This is a genomic window from Nostoc sp. ChiQUE01b (genome assembly GCF_034531255.1).
Lineage (GTDB): Bacteria > Cyanobacteriota > Cyanobacteriia > Cyanobacteriales > Nostocaceae > Nostoc.
On sequence record NZ_JAVRBM010000054.1, the window covers coordinates 1 to 26,641 of the forward strand.

At 41.4% G+C, this 26,641-nt stretch carries 24 protein-coding genes; 10 read left to right on the top strand and 14 right to left on the bottom strand.

Annotated elements, in window-relative coordinates; genetic code table 11:
• Positions 1 to 460 precede the first annotated feature (460 nt).
• Positions 461 to 979, top strand: a complete 519-nt coding sequence (locus RMY63_RS27890; protein WP_322731809.1) for a hypothetical protein — start codon at positions 461 to 463, stop codon at positions 977 to 979.
• Between the two features lie 539 nt (positions 980 to 1,518).
• Here RMY63_RS27890 and RMY63_RS27895 read toward each other — a convergent pair.
• Positions 1,519 to 2,784 (bottom strand): FGGY-family carbohydrate kinase, encoded by a 1,266-nt coding sequence (locus RMY63_RS27895; RefSeq protein ID WP_322731810.1) that lies wholly within the window; start codon positions 2,782 to 2,784, stop codon positions 1,519 to 1,521.
• 191 nt (positions 2,785 to 2,975) lie between these two features.
• Between RMY63_RS27895 and psaM the strand changes: the two genes are divergently transcribed.
• Both psaM and RMY63_RS27905 read left to right on the top strand, forming a co-directional pair.
• Positions 2,976 to 3,074, top strand: a complete 99-nt coding sequence (gene psaM, locus RMY63_RS27900) for a photosystem I reaction center subunit XII (RefSeq protein WP_322731858.1) — start codon at positions 2,976 to 2,978, stop codon at positions 3,072 to 3,074.
• 233 nt (positions 3,075 to 3,307) lie between these two features.
• Entirely contained in the window at positions 3,308 to 3,718 is a 411-nt protein-coding gene (locus RMY63_RS27905; protein WP_322731811.1) for a hypothetical protein, read from the top strand.
• Between the two features lie 221 nt (positions 3,719 to 3,939).
• On the opposite strand, the gene RMY63_RS27910 is transcribed toward RMY63_RS27905, so the two are convergent.
• On the bottom strand, positions 3,940 to 4,659 hold the full coding sequence (locus RMY63_RS27910; protein ID WP_322731812.1) for a tetratricopeptide repeat protein: 720 nt from the start codon (positions 4,657 to 4,659) through the stop codon (positions 3,940 to 3,942).
• Between the two features lie 546 nt (positions 4,660 to 5,205).
• Between RMY63_RS27910 and RMY63_RS27915 the strand changes: the two genes are divergently transcribed.
• Positions 5,206 to 5,670, top strand: a complete 465-nt coding sequence (locus tag RMY63_RS27915) for a hypothetical protein (RefSeq protein WP_322731813.1) — start codon at positions 5,206 to 5,208, stop codon at positions 5,668 to 5,670.
• Positions 5,671 to 5,676: 6 nt separating this feature from the next.
• Positions 5,677 to 6,234 (top strand): glutathione S-transferase family protein, encoded by a 558-nt coding sequence (locus RMY63_RS27920; RefSeq protein WP_322731814.1) that lies wholly within the window; start codon positions 5,677 to 5,679, stop codon positions 6,232 to 6,234.
• 86 nt (positions 6,235 to 6,320) lie between these two features.
• Here the strand turns inward: RMY63_RS27920 and RMY63_RS27925 are convergent, their stop codons facing one another.
• The 4 genes from RMY63_RS27925 to RMY63_RS27940 all read right to left on the bottom strand — a co-directional run bounded on the left by RMY63_RS27925 (position 6,321) and on the right by RMY63_RS27940 (position 9,947).
• Entirely contained in the window at positions 6,321 to 6,812 is a 492-nt protein-coding gene (locus RMY63_RS27925; protein ID WP_322731815.1) for a YajQ family cyclic di-GMP-binding protein, read from the bottom strand.
• A gap of 348 nt (positions 6,813 to 7,160) precedes the next feature.
• Complete coding sequence (locus tag RMY63_RS27930) at positions 7,161 to 8,456, bottom strand: transposase (RefSeq protein ID WP_322731816.1); 1,296 nt, start codon at positions 8,454 to 8,456, stop codon at positions 7,161 to 7,163.
• A gap of 357 nt (positions 8,457 to 8,813) precedes the next feature.
• Complete coding sequence (locus tag RMY63_RS27935; RefSeq protein ID WP_041565591.1) at positions 8,814 to 9,317, bottom strand: hypothetical protein; 504 nt, start codon at positions 9,315 to 9,317, stop codon at positions 8,814 to 8,816.
• Positions 9,318 to 9,401: 84 nt separating this feature from the next.
• Complete coding sequence (locus tag RMY63_RS27940) at positions 9,402 to 9,947, bottom strand: PadR family transcriptional regulator (protein WP_322731817.1); 546 nt, start codon at positions 9,945 to 9,947, stop codon at positions 9,402 to 9,404.
• Between the two features lie 94 nt (positions 9,948 to 10,041).
• Here RMY63_RS27940 and RMY63_RS27945 point away from each other — a divergent pair, with 94 nt between their 5' ends.
• Positions 10,042 to 10,560 carry a DUF4188 domain-containing protein gene (locus RMY63_RS27945; protein ID WP_322731818.1) on the top strand — a complete coding sequence of 173 codons (519 nt, stop codon included), beginning with the start codon at positions 10,042 to 10,044 and terminating at the stop codon, positions 10,558 to 10,560.
• A 41-nt stretch (positions 10,561 to 10,601) separates the two neighbouring features.
• Here RMY63_RS27945 and RMY63_RS27950 read toward each other — a convergent pair whose 3' ends face one another.
• Positions 10,602 to 11,696 (bottom strand): phosphotransacetylase family protein, encoded by a 1,095-nt coding sequence (locus tag RMY63_RS27950; RefSeq protein ID WP_322731819.1) that lies wholly within the window; start codon positions 11,694 to 11,696, stop codon positions 10,602 to 10,604.
• 1,030 nt (positions 11,697 to 12,726) lie between these two features.
• Here RMY63_RS27950 and RMY63_RS27955 point away from each other — a divergent pair.
• A complete protein-coding gene (locus tag RMY63_RS27955; RefSeq protein WP_322731820.1) occupies positions 12,727 to 13,191 on the top strand; it encodes a hypothetical protein in 465 nt (154 codons plus the stop codon).
• Positions 13,192 to 13,457: 266 nt separating this feature from the next.
• On the opposite strand, the gene RMY63_RS27960 is transcribed toward RMY63_RS27955, so the two are convergent.
• The 4 genes from RMY63_RS27960 to RMY63_RS27975 all read right to left on the bottom strand — a co-directional run bounded on the left by RMY63_RS27960 (position 13,458) and on the right by RMY63_RS27975 (position 19,601).
• Positions 13,458 to 13,835: a response regulator gene (locus tag RMY63_RS27960; RefSeq protein ID WP_322731821.1), complete on the bottom strand. Its 378-nt coding sequence runs from the start codon at positions 13,833 to 13,835 to the stop codon at positions 13,458 to 13,460.
• 196 nt (positions 13,836 to 14,031) lie between these two features.
• Positions 14,032 to 17,403: a PAS domain S-box protein gene (locus RMY63_RS27965; RefSeq protein ID WP_322731822.1), complete on the bottom strand. Its 3,372-nt coding sequence runs from the start codon at positions 17,401 to 17,403 to the stop codon at positions 14,032 to 14,034.
• Between the two features lie 13 nt (positions 17,404 to 17,416).
• Positions 17,417 to 19,420: an ATP-binding protein gene (locus RMY63_RS27970; protein WP_322731823.1), complete on the bottom strand. Its 2,004-nt coding sequence runs from the start codon at positions 19,418 to 19,420 to the stop codon at positions 17,417 to 17,419.
• A complete protein-coding gene (locus RMY63_RS27975; protein WP_322731824.1) occupies positions 19,407 to 19,601 on the bottom strand; it encodes a hypothetical protein in 195 nt (64 codons plus the stop codon). Before RMY63_RS27975 ends, RMY63_RS27970 begins: the two co-directional genes overlap by 14 nt.
• Before the next feature lie 209 nt (positions 19,602 to 19,810).
• Here RMY63_RS27975 and RMY63_RS27980 point away from each other — a divergent pair, with 209 nt between their 5' ends.
• Positions 19,811 to 19,978: a hypothetical protein gene (locus RMY63_RS27980; protein ID WP_322731825.1), complete on the top strand. Its 168-nt coding sequence runs from the start codon at positions 19,811 to 19,813 to the stop codon at positions 19,976 to 19,978.
• A 5-nt stretch (positions 19,979 to 19,983) separates the two neighbouring features.
• Here the strand turns inward: RMY63_RS27980 and RMY63_RS27985 are convergent, their stop codons facing one another.
• Both RMY63_RS27985 and RMY63_RS27990 read right to left on the bottom strand, forming a co-directional pair.
• A complete protein-coding gene (locus RMY63_RS27985; RefSeq protein WP_322731826.1) occupies positions 19,984 to 20,484 on the bottom strand; it encodes a fatty acid hydroxylase in 501 nt (166 codons plus the stop codon).
• A 749-nt stretch (positions 20,485 to 21,233) separates the two neighbouring features.
• Positions 21,234 to 21,467 carry a hypothetical protein gene (locus RMY63_RS27990; protein ID WP_322731827.1) on the bottom strand — a complete coding sequence of 78 codons (234 nt, stop codon included), beginning with the start codon at positions 21,465 to 21,467 and terminating at the stop codon, positions 21,234 to 21,236.
• A 267-nt stretch (positions 21,468 to 21,734) separates the two neighbouring features.
• Between RMY63_RS27990 and RMY63_RS27995 the strand changes: the two genes are divergently transcribed.
• On the top strand, positions 21,735 to 21,881 hold the full coding sequence (locus RMY63_RS27995; protein WP_322695793.1) for a CopG family transcriptional regulator: 147 nt from the start codon (positions 21,735 to 21,737) through the stop codon (positions 21,879 to 21,881).
• 437 nt (positions 21,882 to 22,318) lie between these two features.
• On the opposite strand, the gene RMY63_RS28000 is transcribed toward RMY63_RS27995, so the two are convergent.
• Positions 22,319 to 22,498, bottom strand: a complete 180-nt coding sequence (locus RMY63_RS28000; protein WP_322731828.1) for a CopG family transcriptional regulator — start codon at positions 22,496 to 22,498, stop codon at positions 22,319 to 22,321.
• A 537-nt stretch (positions 22,499 to 23,035) separates the two neighbouring features.
• Here RMY63_RS28000 and RMY63_RS28005 point away from each other — a divergent pair.
• Entirely contained in the window at positions 23,036 to 26,611 is a 3,576-nt protein-coding gene (locus RMY63_RS28005) for an NB-ARC domain-containing protein (protein ID WP_322731829.1), read from the top strand.
• Positions 26,612 to 26,641: the final 30 nt, after the last annotated feature.

Consider the following 26,641-nt stretch of genomic DNA (forward strand, 5'->3'; position numbering starts at 1 on the left):
ACATTGGTACTACCAATTTGCGATCGCCCTGTGCCAGTTGCGTAAGTCCTGTTTAGGAGGAATTTGTTGGGTCAATACGCCAATTAGCATGATTTGTAAAATTTTAGCAGGATTTAATATAGAAAAAATACGGTGCGATTGCTAAGTTATAGCTACTGAGGTATCAGAAAAAGAAATACAAGTGCCCTCAGTTAGCTGCGTTCCTAATTACAAAAGTGGAGATTAAATTTGCTACTAAATTTGGTCACGCTATGGTTCAAATCACAGCTACGGTTAAAAGCATTTGTGGGGTTATGCCAAGTGATGAAAACAAGGCATAACCATGAAAAAAGCCTCCTAAATTAGAGGCTTAGAGGTGTATCTGTGGGGTAGGCTTAAGGTTGATATAAGTAAAGTGCTGATTGAATTTTGAGACAGTCGTTATTAGTATAAATACTGCTATAGGATTAAAAGTTTTATTATGTTCCTTTTGTTATTGCTTCCCTTGATTCCCTTGATTCCCCTAGTTGTCTTGAGTTATAAATTTTACCAAATCCGCCAAAAAACAAAAGAGAATATTCAAGAAATAGAAGAACTAAAAGAAAAGCAAAAACAAACACAAAAAGCACAAGAAGCACAAGAAGCACAAAAAAAATTAGATGAACTGAAACAAAAAGATGAAAAAAATAAAAAGGAAAGTGACTCCACTTCATTTGCAGTGAAAACTGCAGCGATAACAGCTGGATTGGGTGCAATTAGTAGTATAATATCTGGTACAATAGTGAATGTTGTTGGATATAACATATCTCATCCTGTAGCTGAAAAGGAAAATGCAATTTCATGTCCTAACGAACCATTGAAAGGCGTTGTAGCAGGTAGCGAAAATCGTAAACATAAACATGTAATTGCTGATACAAAATGGGGATATTGGAAACCTGAAAAAGGATACACATGGAAGACCAACAATAATCAATGTGATCTTGAAGTAGAAAAAGAGTAATAATAACTGTAACCTTCAAGTAGTAAAATAGTATCCTTATAGTCTTCATTTGGCTATGCATTAGTCACATCTTTGTTAGGGACTTCCAACAAATAAATAAAGTATAAAGCCCCTGAACCGGCTGTAAATACAGATATTCATCAAATGATCAGCTACGCCAACACAACAAAATGCAAGCAAGCCTTTTTGATATACCCCAAAGACTTGATACAGCCACTAGATATTAAAAGCGATCAAATCCGAGTCCGCAGCCTTACTTTTTCCCTAGATGATAATCTTGATCGCGCGGGTTAAACCTTCTTAAAAAACCTTTTTCTTTTCTCCTAATCCCCTCAGAATTCACACTGATAATTAGTAAAGGGGATAGATGACATTCGCTTGCTGCGAAGCACCCATCCCCGAATAGCTGCCCAGATCATGAACCTGGAATCTATAGTCCGGTATCTAATAATCCCAGTATCGGCCGCGATATATTGATTGTCACTGGGATAGATACTGATTTACGAAATACCTACGAAAAGATTGTTACACAATTACTCTTATTCACCCTTACTTCCGCCTCCCATCGCTAACAGCGCCGTTCCATAAGCTGCTTCTGTGTACACTGACGCTACTACAGGAACCTGCAAATGACGCGCCCTAATCGCAGTCCAAATATCATTGGCCGCGCCACCGCCAGCAGTATAAACACGACTCAATTTATCTGCGCCTATTTGCTGTAATAATTCATACCCTCGTGCTTCTATGCGGGCAATGCTTTCTAACAACCCATGCAAAAATTCCACTGGGTTATCTGGGCGTGGTGACAATCGTGGCGGTAGATTGGGATTATTAATCGGAAAGCGATCGCCTACTTTCAACAATGGATAATAATCTAATTCGCTAGCTTTTGATGCATCAATTTCCCGGCTAAGGCTTTCTAACTCAGCGTTCGTAAAAAATTGCTGTAGTACTGCACCCCCAGTATTAGAAGCACCCCCAGTCAGCCACAAATTACCCAAGCGATGGCTGTAAATCCCGTATTGTGCATCTTCTTGACGGGTATGACTTAATAACTTTAGTACCAATGTTGAACCAAGGGAAGTCACGGCATCACCAGGTAATTTTGCCCCACTGGCAATAAAAGCGGCAATACTATCAGTTGTACCAGCACATACCAAACAATCACGCCGGAAATGAAACTTATCCGCAATTTCAGGGCGCAATTCGGCAATTGGAGTACCAGGAGTTAAAACTTTGGGTAACTGAATCGGTATTTGCAAATTTTCTAACCATTCTGGGTATTTCAACTCTTCTACGTCATAACCCAGCTTTAAAGCATTATGGTAATCGCTAATACCCAACTGTCCATGTAGGAGAAACGCCAGCCAATCTGCTTGATGCAGGAAATATCTAGCTTCACTAAAAGAGGGTAATTGCCTCATCCACAAAAGTTTGGCCAGGCTGGAGGTGGCACTCAACACGGTATGATTGGGGGGTGCGATACTCTTCAAATGCTCTAGCACCAATGATCCCCGCGCATCGTTATACAGCAATGGTGCATCTGTTGGATTGCCAACAGCATCGACCAGCAAGACGGTGGAAGAAGTACCATTAATTGCGATCGCTTTAATTTCTCGCCGTAAGTGGTCAGGTATTTGTTCCACCAACGCAAACAAAGCCTCCTGCCAAATTTTTGGTGTAACGGCATCTGATGAGTCATGGAAAGGATATCGCACCTCTGCCTGAATACAAGAGGCTTCCTCGTCAATCACCACACCGCGTCCGCCAGATGTGCCGAAGTCGATGCCCAGATATAAATTCATAATTTTTATAAATTTTTTTAATGGAGAATAAATAAGAACTACTGACTAATAACTGCTTTTGTTGCATCTTGTAACAAGATATTCCACAATTCTGGCAAAACAAGGAAAAGTAGTAAACGAACTGTTCAAAATCTATTCAGGTTAGGAGGTTTTCAGCCATGCCTATCTTAGATACTCTGTACATTGCTCAGGTGTCTACTCTCTCAGATGCTCAAGTCTACATCGCTCTAGTTGTAGCCTTGATCCCAGGAGTTCTAGCTTGGCGATTAGCCACAGAACTTTACAAATAACGTTCCGATGTGACACAGTTAAAAAGCTAATAATCCTGGCAGTACGGGGTGCAATTTCCAAAAACTTGTGGTTTTATGCCATAAGTAGCTAGAAATCTTGCACTTACGTAAGCCAGGTTATTTTTTAACTGGTACAACACTTGTAGCTATTTCAAAAAAATGAAGTAATATGACAGCTAAATCAAACATTCAGGAGTGCTTCCCTTCACTAAGCGAGGTTATCTTTTAGCATCATGAACGCGATTCAACCCTCCAGACCACCGTTACAACCTATACAAAAACGTCGAGCCATTTCTCGACCAAAACGGCATCTTCGTCAACGTTCTTACCAGATGATGGCACTGGAAAGCACAGCCAAAATAGCGGTGAATCTTGTGATTACAGCCGTTGCAGCATCTGCTTTAACACAACTCTTGCCTTATCATTGGTTACAGCAAGAAAAATTGCGAGAAATGAGTACTGAAGTCAAGCTGATGGAAGGACATGTCAATGGTTTACAGGCAGAATTTAGCCGTAACTTTGATCCGCAAGAAGCTAAAATTATTAGACAACGACAAGGATACCGATTCGATCCCAGCCAGCGTCAGATCGTGTTGATGAATCGAGATCGCCGAGAAGATGAGCAAACAGACTCATCACCCTAAGAAAAATGGCGAATTTGGGATTATTGAGGTTTATTGTGATTCAGTTACGTATAAACTGGGTGTTAATTTATATTATTGTTAACAAGTAATGAGCTAATTTTTGAATAGCTATGTAGTTATCATCTATTAGTCATTAGCGATACAGGGTCGCTTCTCTACGAGACGCTGCACGAACGCTCCAATTAAAAATTCAAAATGAAGAATTTACTAAGAATTACCAATTAGGACGCTGATTGAGATAGTAGCTCGTCTAGCCGATTTTCGAGTTGTAAACGCAAGCGACAACTAGTAATATCCTTATTGTTGTCAAGAGAGGGCAGTTTAGTAAGGGCACGACGATAATCAGCGATCGCACAATTCCAATCACCCCAAAGATGGTAAGTCCTGCCGCGTTCAGCCCAGATATGACCTTCTAGTTGACCGAAAAGTAGTGCTACCTCAAAATTATCAATTGCCTCCTCATATTGCCCCAAATCACGCCAGGTAATGCCTCGGTTAATCCACGCCCGGATATGGCGAGGATTGAAATCAATCGCTCGATCGTAATCAGCAAGTGCTGTTGTTAATTCTCCACAAGCAGCGTAGTAATTTGCTCGGTTATTATAAGCACTAGCTAAATAGGGATTAAGCTTGAGGGCGGTGTTATAGTCAGAAAGCGCTTTTTGCCTTTCACCACTTTGGAAATAAATTAACCCTCGGTTGTTGTAATCAACGGCATTATGGGGATGGCGGCAGATTAATTGGGTTAAAAGTGCGATCGCCTCAGTATAATCTCCTAATTGAGCCAACTTTAAAGCACAAGAGCGTAAATAGCGATCGCCTAAAACAGATTCGCCACCGTCATTTTTTCTCTGTGCTTGAGCTTTATGTGTAATATTTGAAACAATTTTATCTTTGTTACTTTGCTGATCACCGTCAGCTAAGAATGAGTGAATATTCATTTTATATACATTAAATCTCTGCTTTGTGGAATCAAATTCTAGTTTTTGTCCGCTAGTGGTTTTACCACTATGTTTATTTTTAAAGTATTTAGGGTTACATAAAAGCAATCTCAAGAGAGAACTTAACCTAGCCGCATAAGAGAAATCTACGCCCTAAATAAACAATTGATCCTCAAACCTAATCATGAATACTTCATCCCCAGGGTGAATTCCAGAAATAGCAGATGTCAATCTCAAAGACTAGCACCGCAAGGTGGAAGTCAAAAATCAAAAATCAAAAATCAAAAGTATTATGTAATAAGCTCTTTAGGGATTTTAAATGGTTGCTCTATTTCCACCGTGGCGTACTAGTCAAGTAGTAAGAGCGACAAATTGGTAGAATGCCAACAAGCCGTTCATTCAAGAGGGGAGCAGGGGAGGCAGGGGGAGATGAGGGGTGACAAAGAAGAATTATTAAACAAGTTTCTTTCTTCCTTGTCTCTTTCCAATGCCCAATGCCCAATGCCCAATGCCCCATGCCCATTTTAAATTTTGAGAAATTTTCCGATGACAACCGCAATTTTCTATCCCAATGCCCCTGATTTAGCAACCGATGATTACATTGTGATCGGCTTGGCAACCTGCTTCGTCAAAGAAGATGGAGAAGTTTATCAAATCGAAGTTATAGAACCGATTCCCTCAGCGGCTTTGGAAGCGCTTTTAAAGGGCATTCCTACCTCCTATAAGCTGGCTCAAGCCACAACTTTAGGATCTGTGCTGGATGGCGATTCACAACTGCTGCCAGATGGCTTTCCAGAGTCTGCTCAGTTTGGAGAGGAATTTGTGCCACGGGTATTTGCAGCAGCTCGTACCTACAAGCGTCGTGAATCTGCAAAATCTCTGATTCCATTAGGTACAAACTACACTGAATTTAAATATTCCATTGAGCGCAAGCGAGTGTTAAACGCCGCTAGAGTTGTCACCAAAGAAGACAACGTTAAACAGCATTCTCACACTCACAAAGTTCTTTAAGTAATTATGCTAAAACTTTACGGTGGCGCTCGTAGTCGAGCGTCAATTGTCCACTGGTATTTAGAGGAATTAGGAATTCCCTACGAATTCGTCAAGCTTGATATGCAATCGGGTGAACATCTCCAGCCTGCATATTTGGCAATTAACCCATTTGGTAAAGTGCCAGCAATTGTTGATGGGGATTTTCAGCTTTGGGAATCTGGGGCAATTTTGCTGTATCTTGCCGATAAGTACAGTAAAACTCCACTTTCACTCCAAGAACGTGCTGTATTTTCCCAGTGGGTGGTGTTTGCCAATGCTACCCTTGGCCCAGGGATTTTTGGAGAAGAAAATCGGGAGCGGGAAATGCCCCGCTTGTTGACTCCGTTAAATGAAATTTTCAGTAGGCAACCTTTTTTACATGGTAATGAGTTCACTGTTGCTGATGTGGCAGTGGGGTCTATTCTGAATTATGTTCCCATGATACTGAAGCTAGACCTCAGCCCCTATCCAGCGGTGTTGAACTATATGAAGCAGTTATCTGAGCGTCCGGCATTTCAAAGAAGTATTGGCGGACGGGCTTAAGATAATTCGTAATGACGCTCGATGACTCGCTACCGCTTCGCTAACGTAATTCGTAATTGAATTTTTAACTACGAATTACGAATCTTTTAACGATAATTTATAAATTGCAAAGCAACTGGGTAGTCTTCTTGTTTTAGCCGCTGCATGACAACTTGCAAGTCATCTTTAGATTTGGCAGAAACCCGCACAGCATCCCCTTGAATTGAGGCTTGTACCTTTTTGAATTCGTCGCGAATCAATTTGGAAATTTGTTTGGCGATTTCCTGACTGATGCCTTTTTTGAGTTTGATTTCTTGACGCACACGATTACCACTGGCTGATTCAACTTTGCCAAAATCAAAGATTTTCTGGGAGAGGTTACGCTTGGCGGCTTTTTCTCGCAGAATGGTGTGTACAGAGTCTAAGGTAAACTCGCTGTCAGTATTAACGTTAATGCTTTCTTCGACTAACTCGACAGTAGTTTCAGTGTCTTTGAGGTCATAACGACCTTTGATGTCTCGTACAACTTGATCGACAGCGTTAACCAACTCTTGTCGGTCAAAGTCGCTCACAACGTCAAAGGAAAAAGTAGAAGCCATAAAACATTTTAGATTTTAGATTTTGGATTTTGGATTGGGTGTTGGATATCTGGATATTGGGAAAACTTTCCCCAGTCCCCAGCGATACACTGAAGCTCTGTCGTTGGGACAGCCTAAGAAGAGAAGTGTCCCCAGTCCCCATTACCCCTTATCCCCAGAGGGGGCCCCACCATCGCCAATTAACTAGTCGCTTGGATGATGCTCAAGAAAAAGAGAGTAGCAGAGCCAAGGATGCCAATGGCAAACATGAGCGAGCCTCTTTCAGAGGAGCTACGCTAACGCAAAAGGAGTATATTCAAAATTTGACGCTCCCCGCATTCCGCTACGCTTCATACGAGGATTCTTGCTTCACTGAGCAACCTTGCCTAGACTTGTTACCAAATCTGGGTAGAGGGTCATCTCTCCACAAGCGTTAAAAGTTTCCGTCCGCCCGACGGTACTTAAATCGTAATTAGTTTGTTTCAAGGCTTTTTTTAACACATTCAAAGCGGCATTATGATCTCTATCCAAAATACACCCACACTTACAAATATGAGTACAGACAGAGAGAGATTTTTTCACAAGTTCACCGCAAGACGAGCAATTTTGACTAGTGAATTTTGGTTCTACTGGTACAACAACTCTCGAATATATCTTGCCAAAATACTCTAACCATTGTGTGAACAATGACCATGAAACATCACTAATTGATTTCGCAAGCTTACTATTTTTAACCAGATTCCTCACTTGTAGTTTTTCGTAAGCCACAAGGTCGTTAGACCTTACTACGCATAACGCTTGTTTAATCGCATTATCTTTACGCTGACGTGACACTTTCAAGTGCTTTCTACCAAGACGGTTTATAGCTTTCTTGCGATTATTAGATCCCTTCTTTTTACGACTAACTGTTTTTTGAAGGCGTTTTAAAGCCTTCTCAGATTTTCGTAAATATCTAGAATTTTCTACTGTGTTTCCTTGTGAATCAGTATAAAAATGATTTAGTCCTACATCTAAACCTATAGTTTTACCTGTAGGCTGAGTATCTACATTACGTCCGGCATCTACACAAAATTGGACGTAATAGCCATCTGAACGCTTAACTATTCTGACTCGCTTGATTTGCTTGATTTGGTAAAAATGTAAATCCCAAGTTCCGATTAACTTCAGTTGACCAATATTACATTTATCTGTGAATTTAATGCGTTTCCGGTCATCTGAAAGTTTCCAACCGCTTAGTTTATATTCCACTGAGCGATTACTCTTCTGAAACTTTGGATACCCTTTTAACCCTTGAATTTTAGCTTTGCCCTTTGGGTTCGCCAGTCCAACGCCAGTCGCTCCTGGGGGATACCCCGATGACCGCGCTGGCTCCTCTTTGTTGAAACAACAAGACCGGGCTGGCTCACAGTCATCAAAAAATTTTTTGATAGCGAAAGCAGTTCTTTCTGCTGCTGCTTGTCTTGCTGAAGAATTTAATTTATTAGCAAAGTCAAACTCTTTAGCTACGTGTGCAGTATGTTTATTCAAATCGTAAGGTTTAACATTTTTATTGTCCATCCAAAACCGCAAACACTTGTTACGAATGAATTTAGTAATTCGTAACGCTTCATCTATCTGTTGATATTGTCGAAGAGTGCCTTTAGCTTTGAACTCAAAAACAATCATTGTTTTTACCTTATCGACCTGGAAGTATCATACAGTATTTTAGGGAGTAACACAATCCCTAAAATTATTAAATACTCAACTACCCCTCTTACTGTTCTTGTAACGCACATCCGACTTTCAAGGGATGTCCTCTCCATTACTGCCGACAGGGTTCCCATGAAAAATTTTTAGAAGAAAAATTTTTCATGGATTCCTGAATCCCTAAGTTCCACTAAGTTTCACTTGGGGTCTTCCCGGCAAAAAAGAGATAAAAAATCGAGTACAAAAAAATTATCATTACTTATTAGTTATTGTTTATTAGTCATCAGTCATCGGTCATTAGTCAAATACAAAGGACAAATGACAAATGACAAATGACTAATCAAAGTAGAAAAGCGTCACCACTTTTCTTTGTTCTTCTGCATCCTGACAAGTTTGTAATAGGGTGCGACTATCGTGAAACGCAAAGCAGATTAGTTGCTGGCAACGAGAGACAATCTCCTTGTTGCACAAGTAACTAGCTTCTGCCAGAGACAGATTATCATTACTGGGATTTTCGACTAGATGCATTACCTGTTCTAGTTGCTGGCGCGATTCTAAAGGCTGGCGTTCCAGGCTTTGGGGTAGAATCACTGTCAACAAATTTGCATCAGCTCGGGTTGCTCCCTTGATAGCAGCTGAATTTGTACCTGTAGCACCAGAAGTGATGATGCGATTACCCGATAAAACTAGGGCATAAGTCATCATTTCAATAAGATTCTGATGCGTAATCGGGACGTGACGAGAACCCAGCAAGGCAATTCTTTTAGAACCCGTCTGCTGGATTGTCGCCAGTTCTTGGGCTAATGTATCGAGGTTAATAAGGTCTGTTGATTGGCTCAAAGATGGAGATAATCAGACTAAACGACCCAGATATTTTACCAAACAGCGTGTAGATACGAGGAAAACTTAAGTTAGACATTGCGACTAATTTTCAATTCTTTGGTTCAGTAACTCCATTATTTGGGAACACCAGGCTAGCCAATGTGTTTCATAACTAATGCCATTTAGAAGAGTTAAGTACTGAAATTTGCCTGATTCTGGTAGTTCTTGCAGATTCTGAAAGTAACGCTGTTCTAAGTTATGGTACGTAGACAATTTTTTTTGATGGGCTTTTTGGTGATGTTCTAGCTCTGCCAAAATAATTTGCTTAGGAATAACATGACCAGCAAAAATTTTAACTAGTAAATCATCTTTAATCGGTGTGGGTTCACAAGGTTGAGTAATCCACTCTTTGAGATGCTGTTCTCCCAAATCTGTAACGCTGTAGAGCCTTTTATCTGGCCGTCCGGTTTGAAGAATCGACTCGGAACTGATCCATCCTTGATCTTCGAGCTTTGACAACTCCCGATAAATCTGCTGGTGACTTGCTGACCAGAAAAAGCCTACAGAGCTATCGAATCGTTTTGCTAAATCATACCCACTACAGGATGCGTCAACCAGAGCCGCTAATATTGCGTGCGCTAATGCCATAATTTTTAATTCACTACTTGACTTATGCAATTAATTGCATAAAATATTAATATGCAATTAGTTGCATATTAACTTAACCAACAAGGAGTGATAAATGCCTCAAGTAATACCGGGACGATTTACAGCCGAGATTAATGAACCCTTTGTTGTGTTTCTGATTGGGATGCGAATTAATAAATTATTCGCTTTTTCCAAATGGATTCCTATAGCTATGGCAATGTCGCCCATGCTACGAAGCCTGAATCAGAATCCCGAAAAAGGATTTTTAGGAGGAGAAAGATTTATCTACCCGCGAGGGGTAGGACTGATTCAGTATTGGCGATCGTTCGAGGATTTGGAGCGTTTTGCTAGAAATCCAGCCGATGCACATTTAAAAGCTTGGCAAAGGTTTAATCAAGCCATTGGTGCTGATGGCAGTGTCGGCATTTGGCACGAAACCTATTTAATTGAACCGGGAAGATATGAGGCGATTTATGGAAATATGCCTGTCTTTGGATTAGCTGCTGCAACTAAGCATGTCCCAGCTATGGGGCGGAAGGAAACAGCACGCCGTCGCCTGGGAGGTGACGGCGAACCAGCTGTACCATCACCAGCAATACAGCCTCCTAACTGATAACTGAGCATAGATGCTCTTAATTGTCAAGGTTGATGAATCTAAGATAATGCCGCAGCCGGAGTTAAACCTAGTTTAGATAACAGGCGGTCAATGTCAAAATGCTTAGACATCAGCTGGCGAATGAACTGAACCTTAATCGGCTCATGGAGGCGGACTTGCCCGAAAGTGCGATCAACAATTTCTACAGTGGTGAGGGTGTCTAAGTCAACAGATAAAATGGGGATTTCTAGTTCTTCAGCGCGACTGAGAATGAACGGTGGGGGTGGTAGTTGCCCAGTGAGAATTAAACATTGGGTAGAAGTTTCCAAAGCCGCTTGCTGAATTTCCACCCGATCGCCTCCTGTCACCACTGCCATATTCCGGCGTTTGCGGAAGTATTTTACAGCTGAATTGACATTCATCGCTCCAATTGCCAGACTTTCTACTAACAAATCCATCCGATCGTTGCGGCAGAGAACATCAGCCTTTAACTGCTTGACTAGTTCGCCAACACTGACGCTGCGGAGCAAATCGCTATTCGGCAGCATTGCTAGCACTGGAATCCCCTGCTGTTCCAAAAATGGGCGCAAAAGAGTATCAACTGTTTCTAGTTGAGTGACAGGAATATCATTGATGACAACTCCAATCAAGCGATCGCCCACACGCCCTTTAACAGCCAATAGCGCCTCAACCGAAAGCAACGATTTATAGCGGGCTACTAACAGCACACCAGCATCCAATACTTCAGCCATTTGCAGTAAAGACAAGTCAAACAAACTGCCTTCAGACAAATTACCAGGCCCCTCCAGTAACACCAAATCTCCTTGAGACTTATGTAAATATTGCTGTATTAGGGACTGCTGATAATTGGTTTTGTCTTCCCCCTGCAAGCGCTTTTGCACATTTGGTTCATCCAAAGCCAGCATTGTAGGTGCAACGCGGTTTTCCGGCAAATTGAGGCTAAGAGCGATAAACTGGACATCTTCCTCAATTACGGTTCCACTAGACGAATTGAAAGACGTACCGAGTGGTTTACCGTAGGTAATATCCAGACCTTTTTGCTGTAGCTGATCAGACAAACCCAGAACAGTTGCAGATTTACCGCTGTAATTCTCGGTCGATCCAATCAGCAAATATTTAGGGAATTTTGGCACACATGCACTCCTAATTTCAAAAGTCAGAAGAACCCAGCTAGGTGTTTCCTAATTCTAGTTCCTTCTGGCAAAAGCCTCTCGCTCTCACAAATTAAGCTTTCCCAGAATTACCTTCTGATTGAACAAGCAGGCCAGAGATGAGAGTGTATTGCATACAAACGAGCGTAGGCGTAGCCCGTCGTAGACATCGCTATATGGAGACTAAGACTTAAGTTTCAGGCTCATAGCCTAAGTCTGTTCAAACTGATAGATATCTTGTAGCATTCTCGATTAGCACGATCGCCCACCCAAAAATCAATTTCTCTTTCTTGTAGCTCAATTTTACTAAGCATGGAATCATATCATGTCCGGTTAAAGACTTATCATTAAGAAGGCAGGGGGTAGGGGGAGAAAAAATTTTCAGATTTTTGCACAGATGCAAGAATCATAACTAATCAGCCGGACATGATATCAAACCCTTGTTCAATCTTTTTTAGAAGACTTGAGCTATTAGCCTCAGAATTCATTCTAAGGCGGTTGTTGGGACTGGTGCAAGAATCAGTTCAAACGGACTCAATTGAGTGAGTTTGAGCGTTTTTATTGACTTATCTTACACTGCGATCTATGTTGTCTGTATTTTTATCGTAAAATTGCGTTTCTAGATATAAATTTTAAGTAAATATAAACTTGTCAATATAATCTTGAGTAATTTTTTAATTTATGACTAATCTTGTTGACTTATATTATTTTAATATGGCACTATAAGCACACAACTATCCCAACTTAAACATTTATAAACTTGACAGGTTATAAATAAAATTTAGCGAGTTTAAAGGATTGTATTATTCGCACAGTTGAAATCTGCTGATGGTACTTCATTACTAAGACGTGCTGGAGTAGAAGTATTTTTGAAATCCGATATTTCCGTTTGAAGCAATGCTCTGAAATCTTTTTGTTTGAGATGGCAAGATTGTTTTGATTTATGGGTTTTATAAAGATTGAAATTAAGCAGATTTTTTGTAAATGAATTTTAATTAAAAAAAAGGTAAAAATGAAAAAAAGTATTATGGAAATTAATTCTGTAAAAAATCAATTTATAATTAATCTTTACCAAGAACTTCAAGATAGTTTAGTTCAAGGTTGGGAAAATTTTAATACAAGTGAAAACATCAAGATATTTAGCAGTTTTTTTGAATTTATTTTCAGAGCTGGATTTGACGAAAGCCAGTATAGGAAAATAATACCTAACCCTGCCTATGACAATGCTGCTAGATTGATTGGCAAGCCTTTTTTGGAAGCTGCCAGAAAATTTGAAATTCATTTCGATGAAATTTTTCCTGGAAGCTTTTCTGAATCACAAGAAGCAGAAAAGGAAGGTTTTGAAGTTCGTATATTTAAGCTAAAAGCTTTTTATCGAAATAAACCTTTATGCCTATTTTTACTCAAGTTTCCTCATTATCATGAAAAGTTTGGCTTTCCAATCTCACCAGAATTAGAAATTTTAGAGTTGTATTGATTGCAGGGCAGACCTAGCGTCAAGGAAGATAAGTAGGTAGGTGGGAAAATTTATCGTTGAGATAAGGCAGGAGGCAGGAGGCAGGAGGGAAGAGAGTTTTAGCCTAGTTAATTTTTCTTCACATATTTTGGTTTTATTATGCCGACTTACTTAACAAAGGGATAGGAAGATGATTTACCTTGTCTTCTCTTCCTCTTGTCCTATAATTCTGAATTTGAGGCAGCTAAAAAGCTGCGATCGCAGATGAAAAGCCTTCATAACTTACCTCAAAAGCCCAACACCTGTATTGATTTTTCAAGTACTTCTTTGGGGCGAAATGGTTTAGTTAGATATAAGTCAGCACCAACTTCAATTCCTTTTTGTTTATCAAATTCCTGTCCCTTCGCTGTCAATATCACAATGTAGATATCAGTCATTTGTAGGTCGTGTTTAACAATGTGGCAGACTTGCAGACCATTCATTTTCGGCATCATCACATCAAGAAAAACTAGATTTGGTTTTTCAGTTTTAATAGTTTCGAGAGCTTCTTCTCCATTTCTCGCAGTTAGAAGTTCAACACCCTCATCTTCTAATACTTCTAAGGCTTGTTCCATCAAAATCAAGATATTGGGTTCATCGTCAACAATTAGAATTTTCTGGGTCATAGGGATTGGGGATTGGGGATTGGAAATTGGGGACTGGGGATTAGGGATTGGGGACTTGTACTGAGCGAACGCGAGTGCGTCTCCAAGAGTTGCCGTTGACACAGCCTCTCCAAGAGTTGTATTGGGGATTGGAAATTAGATTATATAGTAAGGTTCCACTAATTTTTTCCAGTCCCCAGTCCCCAATCCCTAGCAATTACTGTTCAGACAGCATAATAAAAAATACATTTTCCAACTCCTTCTCAAAGCGTAGAGTTTTCACTAAATCGGCTTCTTGAGAGAAGATAGAATCGATGATGATCATGTCAGGTTTGGCTGACAGGGCTTTATAAATGCATTCTTGCGGATCGGAAGCTTCAATCACACTGTATCCCTGAGTTTGCAGTACATCTGATAGGGTTTTTAAGGCTGATGCATTTTTATCTACAACCAATACCTTTTTACTAGAAGTACCTTGGTAAAGCAGTGAGCCAATTTCATTGAGGAGTTTTTCTGTGTCAATGGGCTTGGTGAGATAGCGATCAATACCAATGTGGTAGCCCCGTTCTTTGTTTTCAATAATCGACAGAATGATAATTGGAATGTCTGCGGTCTGAGGATCGTTTTTGAGAACGGCTGCCACATCGAAGCCGTTGATTTGGGGCATCATCACGTCCAAGAGAATCAAATCGGGACGGGCTGTTTTGATTTGATGAATCGCATCCATGCCATCCTTTCCTTCCCGAACGTTGTAGCCTTCGTTTTCCAGTTGTTGGCGGAGCAGTTCCCGAATGTTAGCGTCATCATCTACAACCAAAATGGTTTTACGGTTTTGGTTCAATACAGCGTTTTTGGTGATGACGTGTTCTTTGAGTTGTTTGACTAGCGTATCCAAATTCAGATTAGCAGTGGTTTTCTGATCGCTGGCGTAGGTAGGAATAATGAACGAGAACACGCTGCCTTTACCTGGTTCACTCTCAACCCAGATTCTACCGCCGTGATGCTCAACGATTTGTTTACAGATGGGCAGTCCTAACCCAGTGCCTTTGGGTTTGTCGGTGAGGGTGTCGCCAACTTGGCGGAATTTCTCGAATACTTTCGGCTGGTCTTCAGGTGCAATCCCAATGCCTGTGTCGATAACGCTGATGCAAACACCGTCGTTTCCTGGTTTGACGCGGCAGGTGACACAACCAGATTCAGTAAACTTAACAGCATTGGAAATCAGGTTGATTAAAACTTGCAGCAAACGGTTGCGATCGCCTACTATTTGAGGCAATTCAGGTTCAATCTCGCTGACTAATTGCAAACCATTGCTTTCAAATAACCCGGCGGTAGAATTGGTTGCCCAATCCAGTAATTCGCTGGGATCAATCGGCTGCATCTGCCATTCCACCTTACCTGCTTCCATCTTGGCGATGTCTAGGACATCGTTAATCAAAGACGTAAGCCGTTCTGCTTCCGACACAATAATGTTGAGATTGTCAGCCACCCGCTTAATCGTTTTCTGAAGCTTGCGGTCTTCGGTAGAAATCATTGGGAACACATCGGTTTCCAGCTTTTCTTGAATGATGGACGCAAAACCGAGAACAGAAGTTAATGGCGTCCGCAGCTCATGAGAAACTGTTGAGATGAAATCAGTCTTCATTTGGTCGATTTCCTTTTCTGCCGTCACATCCCGAATCAGCAGTGCCGAACCGAAGCAGGTAGAGGGTTCTGAGTCTGCCGTCTTTTTGAAAATGGCGGTTGCTACTGCTTGACCAATGCGTTCTTTGGTCAGTGCAACTTCGGCAGAGAACACCTCACCAGGATGGGACTGAGTTCGTGCAACCAGGTCTGCTAAACCAGATATCGGCAATTCTCGGTAGTGACCGTTGAGGGCGCTAGCTGTCAATCCATACATGGCTAAAAAGGCAGGATTGAAGTGGGTGATTTGTCCGGCGGTGTCTGCCACTAACAAACCATCTGCTAAGTTATCTAAAATGGCATTTAATCCCTGTGCTTCTGCTAGGGTATTTTGCAGGGCAGCCGTCCGCTCTTCAACTCTGGCTTCCAGTTCTTGATTCAGTTGCCTAAGAGCAATTTCTGCTTGTTTGCGGGCAGTGATATCAGTATTGATTTCCAGCACAGCGCAAGGTTGACCAGAGATGTCCCGTTGCAACGTCCATCGACTTTGGACGGTAATCAGTTTGCCTTCATGGGTGAGATGTTCCACTTCTCCTTCCCAATTGCCTTGCTCTAATAACTCTGCGACAATTTCTTGTTTTGGTTTTGGAAAGATTTTTTTGATAAATGCGTGAATGTATTGGCCTTTTACTTCTTCACGCGTCCAACCGTAGAGCCTTTCGGCACCCTGATTCCAGTGAGAGATTTTGTCGCTCATATCGCGGACGATGATGGCATCGCTGGAATGATTCAACATATCCATCAGACGCTGATTTTCGGCTTCTGCCAGCTTGCGATCGTGAATATCAGTGCAGGTGCCAATCCATTCTCGAACGCTACCGTCTGCTTCTAGGATGGGGATGCCACAGACAAAAAAGTGGCGGTATGTGCCATCTTTGCCACGCAGCTGATATTCGGTTTGAAAGAGACTCTGATTCGCCACAGCAGCACTCCAGGCTTGGGCGGCGCGGGTACGGTCATCGGGGTAAATCGGATCGAGCCAGCCCAAACCCTCGATTTCATCTGCACTCTGACCTGTGTACGCTAACCAAGTAAGCATTTCACGGCTCACCCCCACTCCTTCAGGCGTAGTCACCCAGACAATTTGTGAAGTGGCAGTTACTAAAGAGCGATACCGTTGTTCTAGATACTGCTTTTCGGCTTCTGCCAGCTTGCGATCGTGAATATCAGTGCAGGTGCCAATCCACTCCCGAACGCTGCCGTCTTCTTCGATAACGGGGGTACCACAGACCCAAAAGTAGCGATAGTTGCCATCCTGAGCACGAATTCGGTATTCAATTTGGTAGAGGCTGCGGTTAGTCACGGCTGTACCCCAGACTTGGGCTGTGCGATCGCGATCTTCGGGATGAACGGCATCAATCCAGCCCCCATTCTCAGCTTCAGCTAGACTTTGACCGGTATAAGCTATCCAGCTTGCCAGTTCAAAGTAAATTCCATCTGGTGTGCTTACCCAGACAATTTGTGTAGTAGCTGTCACCAGAGAGCGGTATCGGGCTTCACTCTGTTTCAGGATTTGTTCAGTATGTTGGCGTTCCTCCTGAATGCGTCGAAGGTCGCTGATATCCTCGACACTAGACCAGATCAGCCGCTCCCCATCCTTCTCAATCATCACTCCAGATAACCTGACTGGAACCAAGTACCCGTCTTTGTGGATGTACTCCTTCTCATAAGGCCCATAGCGACCAGTTTGTTCCAAGTCTTCTAGGCTAGATTGCTCCGTGGCAGCATATTTTTCTGGGGTAATCTGCCAGTAGGTGAGATTTAGAGTTTCTGAAACAGTTCGCCCCAAAATGGCAGCATAGGCAAGGTTAATATGAATTAGCGTCCCATCTGTTCGGCATAGTGCCAGCCCAACGGGGCATTGCTCAAATAGCTGACTGTTGTATTCATCAAGTTGGTTAAACATGATTGAGGTTTCTTTAGTGGCGTATTTGGGTAGGGTTAGAACAACAGAACCAAGACAACAAAGTGGCGTAAAGCCTTAACGAAATTGGGTGGCGTTGGAACATCTGATAAATTTGATCGGGTGATGCACCTTCCACCTCTGGACTGTGCTGTGAAAGTCGCTGGATCAGTTGAGTATGGCGGATCAGCAGATCCGTCGGTTTGAGCTTTGGAGCGGTTGATGGAATGAAGCCGTCGGTATCGGGAGTCGAGAATGATTCCGTTGTGGGAGTTGGCAAGGCAGAGGTGCTATTTTGTTCTTCAGCAGCGTCCACCAATCCACAATTTATTGGAATCTGAATCCAGAATTCTGTCCCTTCACCTGGTTGAGAACGACACTTAAGCATTCCCCCATGTTTGTCTACAACGATTTGGTAGCTGATTGCCATGCCTAACCCCGTTCCCTTGCCAACATCTTTCGTGGTGAAAAAGGGATCGTAAATGCGGCGAATTACTTCTTCCTTCATGCCTGGGCCGTTGTCAGCAATGCGAATTACAACCCACTGGTGGTCAATAGCTCTGGTACGAATAGTGATGGTCGGGAGTATTTTTTGTCCTTTGTCATTTGTTATTTGTGATTCGTTTGATGCCAATGACCGATGACTAATGACTAATGACTCTTCGAGCGCATCAATGGCATTTGCCAGGATGTTCATAAACACCTGATTCAACTGTCCGGGATAGCATTCAATCAGGGGAAGTTTTGCATAGTCTTTAACGATTTCAATTGCTGGACGATGAACATCTGCTTTCAGGCGATGATGAAGAATCATTAAGGTTCCGTCGATGCCATCGTGGATGTTGACGGCTTTCATTTCAGCTTCATCATGGCGGGAGAAGTTTTTCAGGGATTGGACAATTTCGACGATGCGACCTGTGCCCAGTTTCATCGAATCTAGCAGTTTAGGAAAATCCTGCATGATAAATTCCAGGTCTATATTGTCTAACTCTGATTCCAGTTCTGGAGGAGCAATAGGTAGAAATTTTTGATACTTTTCCAACAGGTGTAACAAGTCTTGAGCGTATTCGGCAACATACTTTAAATTGCCGCAAATAAAGTTAACCGGATTGTTGATTTCGTGGGCAACTCCGGCAATAAGTTGTCCGAGACTGGACATTTTTTCGCTTTGGATTAACTGAGTTTGGGCTAATTGCAACTCATGGAGAGCTTGCTGAAGCTTCTGTGTCTGGGCTTTTGCCTGGACGGCTGCTTGAGTGCTTTGCTCGTAAAGCACAGCTTTGTCAATGGCGATCGCTGTTTGAGAGGCAAAGATACTCACCAGTTTCAGGTGTTCAGCCTTGTATGAGTCAGTTTTGGTCGTTCCAATAGCGATCGCTCCTAGTACCCGCTCTTTGGCTCGCAACGGCACACAAATCATGGCATTAACGTTTTTTTGTCCCTCTAATCGCGGATCGGCTTGCACATCATTGATAAGTTCTGCTCGGTTGGATTGTACAATGTTGCCGATAATTCCCTTACCCGGTTCCGGCTGATTGTGCTCAAAAAACACTCCAAATTCAGCAACGATTTCAAACGCAGTTGCATCTGGACTCAAAAGCAAAATCATCCCCGCAGATGATTCAATTAATTGACTCAATTCTTGAAGCACAAGTTGGGCAATCTGTCGCGTATCTAAACTTGTTGTCAGTTGAGTCGAGATATCGTCAAACAAATCAATTTCCTGATATCGCTCCAGCAATTCTTTGGCGAGTACTTTCTTCTCAGCTTCTTGCTTTGCCAGAAATGAGAGCAAATTTGCAAGTATAGTTGCCTGTTCTTCTCCAACAACCCAACCGATGATTTCTCCTGAAACCTCAATTGGATAACGGTTTTCTCCAGTTTGCTCCCCAATGCTAATCAGTTTCGTACCGTCTACCAGTTCAACATCAATCGCGATATTGAACTGGTAGACTAAGTTCTGAAGGAGAGATGGCAACTCTTTTTTGTTGAGAATCTTTCTGAGGCTAACTGCGGGCATGAAACACCTCATCTAGAGCAGGTTGCAAATTTTTCATAATCAGTGTTGGTCTGTTGGCGTAGTGTCTCAAAGAGAAACCTACACTGTATTGCAACCTCTTGCCACCTTCACCGTAGCTATCCGTACTCCTTTGTATAAGCAAGCTAGGTCTAGCATCTCTTGAAAAGAGAGGAATTGTCATAAAAATCTAGGGATATAATAGTTTACTAATTAAGACTAGTTTTCCCAAAAACCTTGGCGATATAACAGCGAAGTCGAGCGGTAGCAAATACCTTGAAACTCTTTACCAGAGGCATTCTTGCGTTTTTATAACTCGCTTACTGTTTGATAAGTTCTAAAACAACTATAAGTAAAAAATTATTAATTAGATAAAAACATAGATTGAAATCTATGGTAATTTCATGTCTCTTGTTGCTACTCCTCATAAATTGGGAATTAGCTTTTGAGTATATAAGTGAACGCATTTCTAAGAGTAGAATAATCGCCTTGAATGTACCAAAAGAAGCTGCGATCGCAGCTTCTTTTGGTAATTTTAAAAAGTATTTAGGTAAGTGCTAGTTTAGTTAGATCCGAGAGTCGCGAAAACGAAGTCTAAGTAATCGCAGCCAGCGCAACCACATTTGTGCAGGTTGTTCAAAAAAGGTGAAAATATCGCCGAAACCTAAATTAGTTTTGTGATGATGTAACCAATGTCTTTCAGGAGTGGTAATAAATAGAATTTGACATAAGATATTTACAGGCTTTGGAGTTTGCCAACCCAGTACACTTATGTGTCTCCACCATACATGAAACTGACCAAGCAGTAATCCACAGATAACGCCAATGGGAGAGAAAGACCACAAGGCTACTGCTATAAGTACATAAGGTAAAGCTCCTAAGATACCATCTAAAAGAACCTGGGGATTAAAAGTCAAAATAGCATAGTGGCGGAAGTCCTTTTTCCAGGAGTGGTGCGTTTTTAAATGAAGGCTACCAAAAACGTGCTCGGGTACGTGGTAAAAGAATGTAGATAGAAAATCGCCAAAAAACAGTAATAACCAAGCAACAGCGATAGCCTCAAGCATTTGTACTCCTCAAGAATAGTTAAGAAAACTCCACAGAAAATATGCAAATGTCATGCTGTGGGCGTAGACACCTAGTTTTGGGCTATTCAAGCAGCATCTGTGCGTCTCATGTGTCTACGCTCCAGCTAATTTGGCTCAGAGTATATGTAATTGGGTCAGTTGCAGTTTGATGAATCTCCGATTTTTAATGGAGTAAATGGCAACTTGTAAAAACCTCCAATTTGACTTTTAGCTCTGGATTAATGGTAGCAATACATCTAAAATCCGATTGGGATACAGTATTTTACCATAGTTACTACACAATCTTCTTACTAAGGCATACAGCGTAAGCAAAGGTTGAGTTAAAGTTAGTACAAATTTAGGTTAAGGCTTTCTGCAATATTGTTAATTATAAAATTATTGCAATTAAGCTTCAATTATGAATCCAACTAGAATGATATAAATAGATATTTTGCCAATATTCATTGAGTGATTGAGGTGAATAAAGCAGGCTTATAGTTTAATTGAAAGGCTGTAAAATTTGGAGTATCTAGAATTAACTAGATGCCATAGATATTTCTATCAATTGAGTAATAATATACCTCTCAACCTGCACCTTCAATCATGAATGAACATTGAAAAGACAGGGATACTTCTATAATTTCTCTTTATTTGCCAAGTACGTTTGAATTCGCTTACTCTAGACTATTGGTTCGCTCTTGTTGTAGACACTGGCGACTTTATCTGTCATATTATGTTCGATTTAATACTTATGTCATTGCGATCGTTCGCGCAGCGTCTTTGCTAGGAGAAGCGCGGCAATCCCAAAGCGCGAGCGAATTGCTACGCTTCTCCTGATGGAGACGCACTCGCGTTCGGGAACGCCAAAGGCGAACATTCCACTTCTTTACATACCCTGCGGGAAGGCTAACGCCAACGCAATGACATATCGTAAGTGATTTGCCGAACTTGATATCACCCTTGTCCTGTAGTTGCTGCTGCACATAGCAAGCTATGCGCAGGAAACGGTAGGTATGAGACTACAGCCTAAGCTAAAAGGGGTAAAAAATTAAATGATAGAGTACCAGATATTGATTCTCCCTTTATCATTTATAGACAAGTTAGTAAATCAGTAAAGCACACCTGCAATATTTATTTACAACGTGTCCTATTGAAAGGGTATTTTTGTATATCCAAAATTTAGGTTACTTTCCAGTTGGAAGGTAAAATCAGGATTTGAAGTTATGATTACACGATTTATCTGTTTCAGTATGAATAAAAAATGGGCGGTCAAGCGAATCACTATAAACCTGGCATTAAATGAAGCCAAAAACCTTGAAAAATATTGTGAACAGACAGGCAGACCAGCAACGGATGTAATTAGAGAACTCATTCGAGCCTTGCCACTGACGAAATAAAAGTAGATTTGCGAACTATTTCACCTTGGTTCATTTTTATTAACATAGTTTGGTTTTATTCTACGACCTACTTATTCACGTCAGAGTAAAATTAAAAACCTTTGTCCAAATCTGCAACACCTCCTACTTCAGCGATGACTCTTCTAGACTGGGGCTTTTCAGGCTTGGCGTCAAGGTAATTCGTAATTGATAATGACGCTCTCTACGAGACGCTCTTGCTAGCTTGCAACTCTTACAGAGTACGCGGACTCGCTACCGCTACGCTCGCGGAGCGTCTCAAAGAGAAGACAGTAATTCGTAGTTGCAATTAGTGGGGGTAAGAAAGTGCCACTACGAAAGTTGACCACGCTCATCAAGAATGAGCGTGCTTGCTCTGACACCAAGCAATTACGAATTAGAATTACGAATTAGTAATTATTTGGTCAAAGTTCAACAGGTCAAGGCAAAGCTTGAATGAATTCTCGAATCACGTCTATTGCTAGTTTGCCTGTCTGTTCACAATACTTTTCAAGGTTTTGGGCTTCATCTGATGTCAAGTTTACAGTGATTCGCTTAAGCGCTCTTTTTTTACTGGAGGTTGTCAAACGGGGAAATTTAAGTGCAGCAGTTTTATTCATTGATTGATAAGCTAGAGATATACAAACTTTCCTTATCAAGATTGCCAATTTTGAGCTGTCTTTACCAGTGAAAATCGAGCTTTTGAGATTGAACTTAAGCTTTACACCCGAAAAATATTACGGAGAATGCCAGGTATTAAATAACTAGTACCATACGCAAAAAATCTGCCATCACCAAATGTAAGAAGCTCTCGGCTGAAGAGATGATGTTAGGACTTACGCAAAACATAACGAAAGTAGCGGTAATTCATGAATTACCGCTACGTAATAACCAGGTTTTCAGGCACATCTTGCGTAAGTCCTGGATGTCGGCAATGCCCTACAGTCCAATAGTCTGTTGAGCAAGCGGTGTTGAATTACCGAGATAAATGGATGCCAAAGGTGGTTTTTATCAGTGAATATTTTGGTAATATACCTGTTTTAAATCTTCTGCAATATGAGATTATTCGTTTGTTATAGCTATTACCCCATATCTATAGCAACCTAGTAGATAATTCCTTTTAATAAAAAGTGATTAAACGAACAGTGAGTTAATACATGACTTTACAGAATTGGAGACGTAAGCGTGGCGTTGCACTTACTACCAAAGGTTTACAAAAAATTAAGGAAGCAAAGCATCAGTCAGAAGCAAAAGAAAATTTTGGAAATCGGTATACTCTTGAAGAAATGAGTGTACGTTCTGGTTTATATTCCGCTACCATCTCGAAAGTATTGAATCGAGAAGGAGGAGTTGACAAACAGACTATTGAGAAGCTTTTTTCAGTTTTTAACTTAAAAATAGATAAAAGTGACTATTCAAGCTCAAATACTCGTCTAGATTGGGGAGAAGCTATCTTTAACTCAGCTTTTTATGGGCGTATAGAAGAACTTATTAGACTAGAGCAATGGATTCTCAATGAGCACTGCCAATTGGTTGCGCTATTAGGAATAGGAGGTATTGGAAAAACAACACTGTCTGTAAAGTTTGCTCAAAAAATTCAGGATAACTTTGAGTATGTGATCTGGCGATCGTTACGAGAAGCACCGCCTGTTAAAATTATTCTAGGTCACTTAATCCAATTTTTATCTGAGGAACAGGAAACAGAAAGTAATTTACCAGAAAGCTTTAGCGATCGCGTATCGCGACTACTCTATTATTTACAAAATTATCGCTGTTTAGTGATCCTCGATAATGCAGAATCAATTCTTTGCAGTGGTAGCCGCGCCGGACTTTACCCTGAAGGATATGAGGAATATGGTGAGCTTTTAAGACGGGTGGGAGAAGCAACTCACCAAAGCTGCTTAGTAGTGACAAGTCGGGAAAAACCTAGAGAAGTGGCATTGCTAGAAGGACAAGCACTAGCTGTTCGCTCATTACCACTGAGTGGATTGAAGGTGGCAGAAGGGCAAGAAATTTTAAAACTCAAGGGACTATCGGCAGCAGAGGATGAATGGAAAGTAATGATTGAACGCTATGCAGGGAATCCATTAGCCTTAAAGATAGTTGCCACGACCATTCAAGATGTTTTTGATGGTAATGTGACTGGATTTTTGCAACAAGACACATTTGTTTTTGGCGACATTCGTGATATTTTAGAGCAGCAGTTTGAGCGCTTGTCAAATTTAGAAAAGGATATCATGTACTGGCTAGCGATCAATCGTGAGTCGGTTACACTCTCAGAATTGCGAGAAGATATTGTATCACCAGTACCATCAGCAAAATTACTAGAGGCTGTAGAATCTTTAGGAAGGCGATCGCTAATCGAGAAGGCTACGTCTACGCTCATTGAAAAAACTGGATCATTCTTTACGCTCCAGCCTGTAGTTATGGAGTATGTGACTAATAGCTTGATAGAAAATGTCTGTGAAGAGATTTTCACTCAGGATATTGATTTATTCAGATGTCATGCTCTGATGAAGGCGACGGCTAAAGATTATGTTAAAGATACTCAAATTCGTCTCATCATTAAAGCAGTTATAGATGGGCTGTTTACTGCCTTTAAAAGTAAAAAAACCCTAGAAAATCACTTAGTTCAAATTTTAGCAACCCTACGAGAGAGATCCCCTCTAGAACAAAGTTATACCGCAGGAAATGTCTTTAACCTGCTTTGTCATTTAGAAACCGATCTGGGCGGTTATGATTTTTCTTATCTAACTATTTGGCAAGCCGACTTGCAGAATGTAAAGTTGCATAATGCAAATTTTGCTCATGCCAATCTAGCTAAGTCTGTTTTTGCTGACACCCTTGGTGGTATGTTTTCGGTAGCCTTTAGCCCCGATGGCAAACTGATAGCTACGGGTGATACTAATGGAGAGATTCATTTATACCAAGTTGCCAACGGTGAACAACTTCTCACTTGTAAAGGGCATAGTGGTTGGATTTGGTCAGTCACCTTCAGTCCTGACGGTCAGATTATTGCCAGTAGCTGTAATGACCAAACAATTAAATTGTGGGATGCTAGCACAGGTGAATGTCTTCAGACCCTCAACGGTTATAGTAATGGATTTGGGTTAGTAGCTTTTAGTTCAGATGGTCGTATCATAGCGAGTGGGAGTGAAGACCAAACAGTTAAGTTGTGGGACATAAGTACAGGTCAATACCTCAGAATTTTAGAGGGACATGGTAGTAGAGTATCGTCAGTCGCGTTTAGTCCAAAAGATCATCACATTCTTGCTAGTAGCAGTGATGACCAGACCGTCAGGCTGTGGGATATCAGCACAGGTCGATGCACTATGATCTTGCAAGGTCACACAGGTTGGGTTTGGTCAGTCGCTTTCAGCCCTGATGGTCAGACACTAGCAAGTAGTTCTCATGACAAAACTTTGAAACTGTGGGATGTCAGTACAGGCGTATGTCTTAAGACTTTGGGGGGTCATATCAACTGGGTACATTCCGTAGCCTTTAGTCCAGACGGTCAGACAGTAGCGAGTGGTAGTGAAGACCAAACAGTGAGGTTGTGGGATGTAAGTACAGGGCAGTGCTTTAAAAAACTAGAGGGACATGGTTGTCGGGTGTGGTCAGTAGCCTTTAGTCCAGATAATTGCACAGTTGCTAGTGTAAATGATGACCAAATGGTAAAGCTATGGGATATCAGTACTGGTCGTTGCCTGAAGACCTTGCAGGGCTATAGCAATCGGGTATGGTCAGTTGCTTTTAACTCAAACGGTCATATTCTTGCTAGTGGTAGTAATGACCAAATAGTAAAATTGTGGGATGCTATTACTGGTCAGTGTTTCAAAAGTTTGCTAGGGCATAAAAGTCGAGTTACATCAGTCGCCTTCAGTCCCAATAGTTATATTCTTGCCAGTGGCAGTGAGGATCAAACAGTAAAATTATGGGATGCTAGTACTGGTAAATGTCTCAAGACTTTGCGCGAACACAGAAATCGGATTACATCAGTCAGTTTCAACCCCCAAGGTACAATTTTAGCTAGTAGCGGTGATGACCAAACTGTAAAGCTGTGGGATGTCAATACAGGTCAATGCATTAGGACATTTCAAGGACATACAGGTTGGGTTTGGTCAGTTGCTTTTAGTCCTGATGGTAATTACTTAGCTAGTGCTTGTCATGACCAAATTGTGAGACTGTGGGATGTCAGCACAGGCAAATGCGTTCAAACTTTGCATGGGCATACTGACTGGGTATGGTCAGTCACCTTTAGTCCTGAAGGTAGTATACTAGCTAGCAGCAGTGGCGATCAAACTGTGAAGCTTTGGGATATCAAAAATGGTCAGTGTTTGAGAACTTTACAAGGGCATAGTAATTCTGTATACTCAGCCACCTTCTCCCTAGAAGGTAGCATACTTGCTACTGGCAGCGGGGATCAAACACTGAAGTTCTGGGATGTCAGAAATGGCCAATGCCTCAAAACTTTGTCAGGACATACTAGGTGGGTTTGGTTAGTCGCTTCTTGTCCTGATGGTTCCACCATAGCCAGTTGCAGTGAAGATGAGACAATTAAGCTTTGGGATATTTCGACAGGGGAGTGTATAAAAACCTTGAGAAGTTCTAGACCCTATGAAGGCATGAATATCACTAGCGTTACGGGGATAACTGAAGCAACCATAGGGACTCTAAAAGCTTTAGGGGCAGTTGAGCATCGAGAAAATTTAGTAAACACAAGGGATAAATAAACGCAAATATATTGAAAAACATTCAAAAAT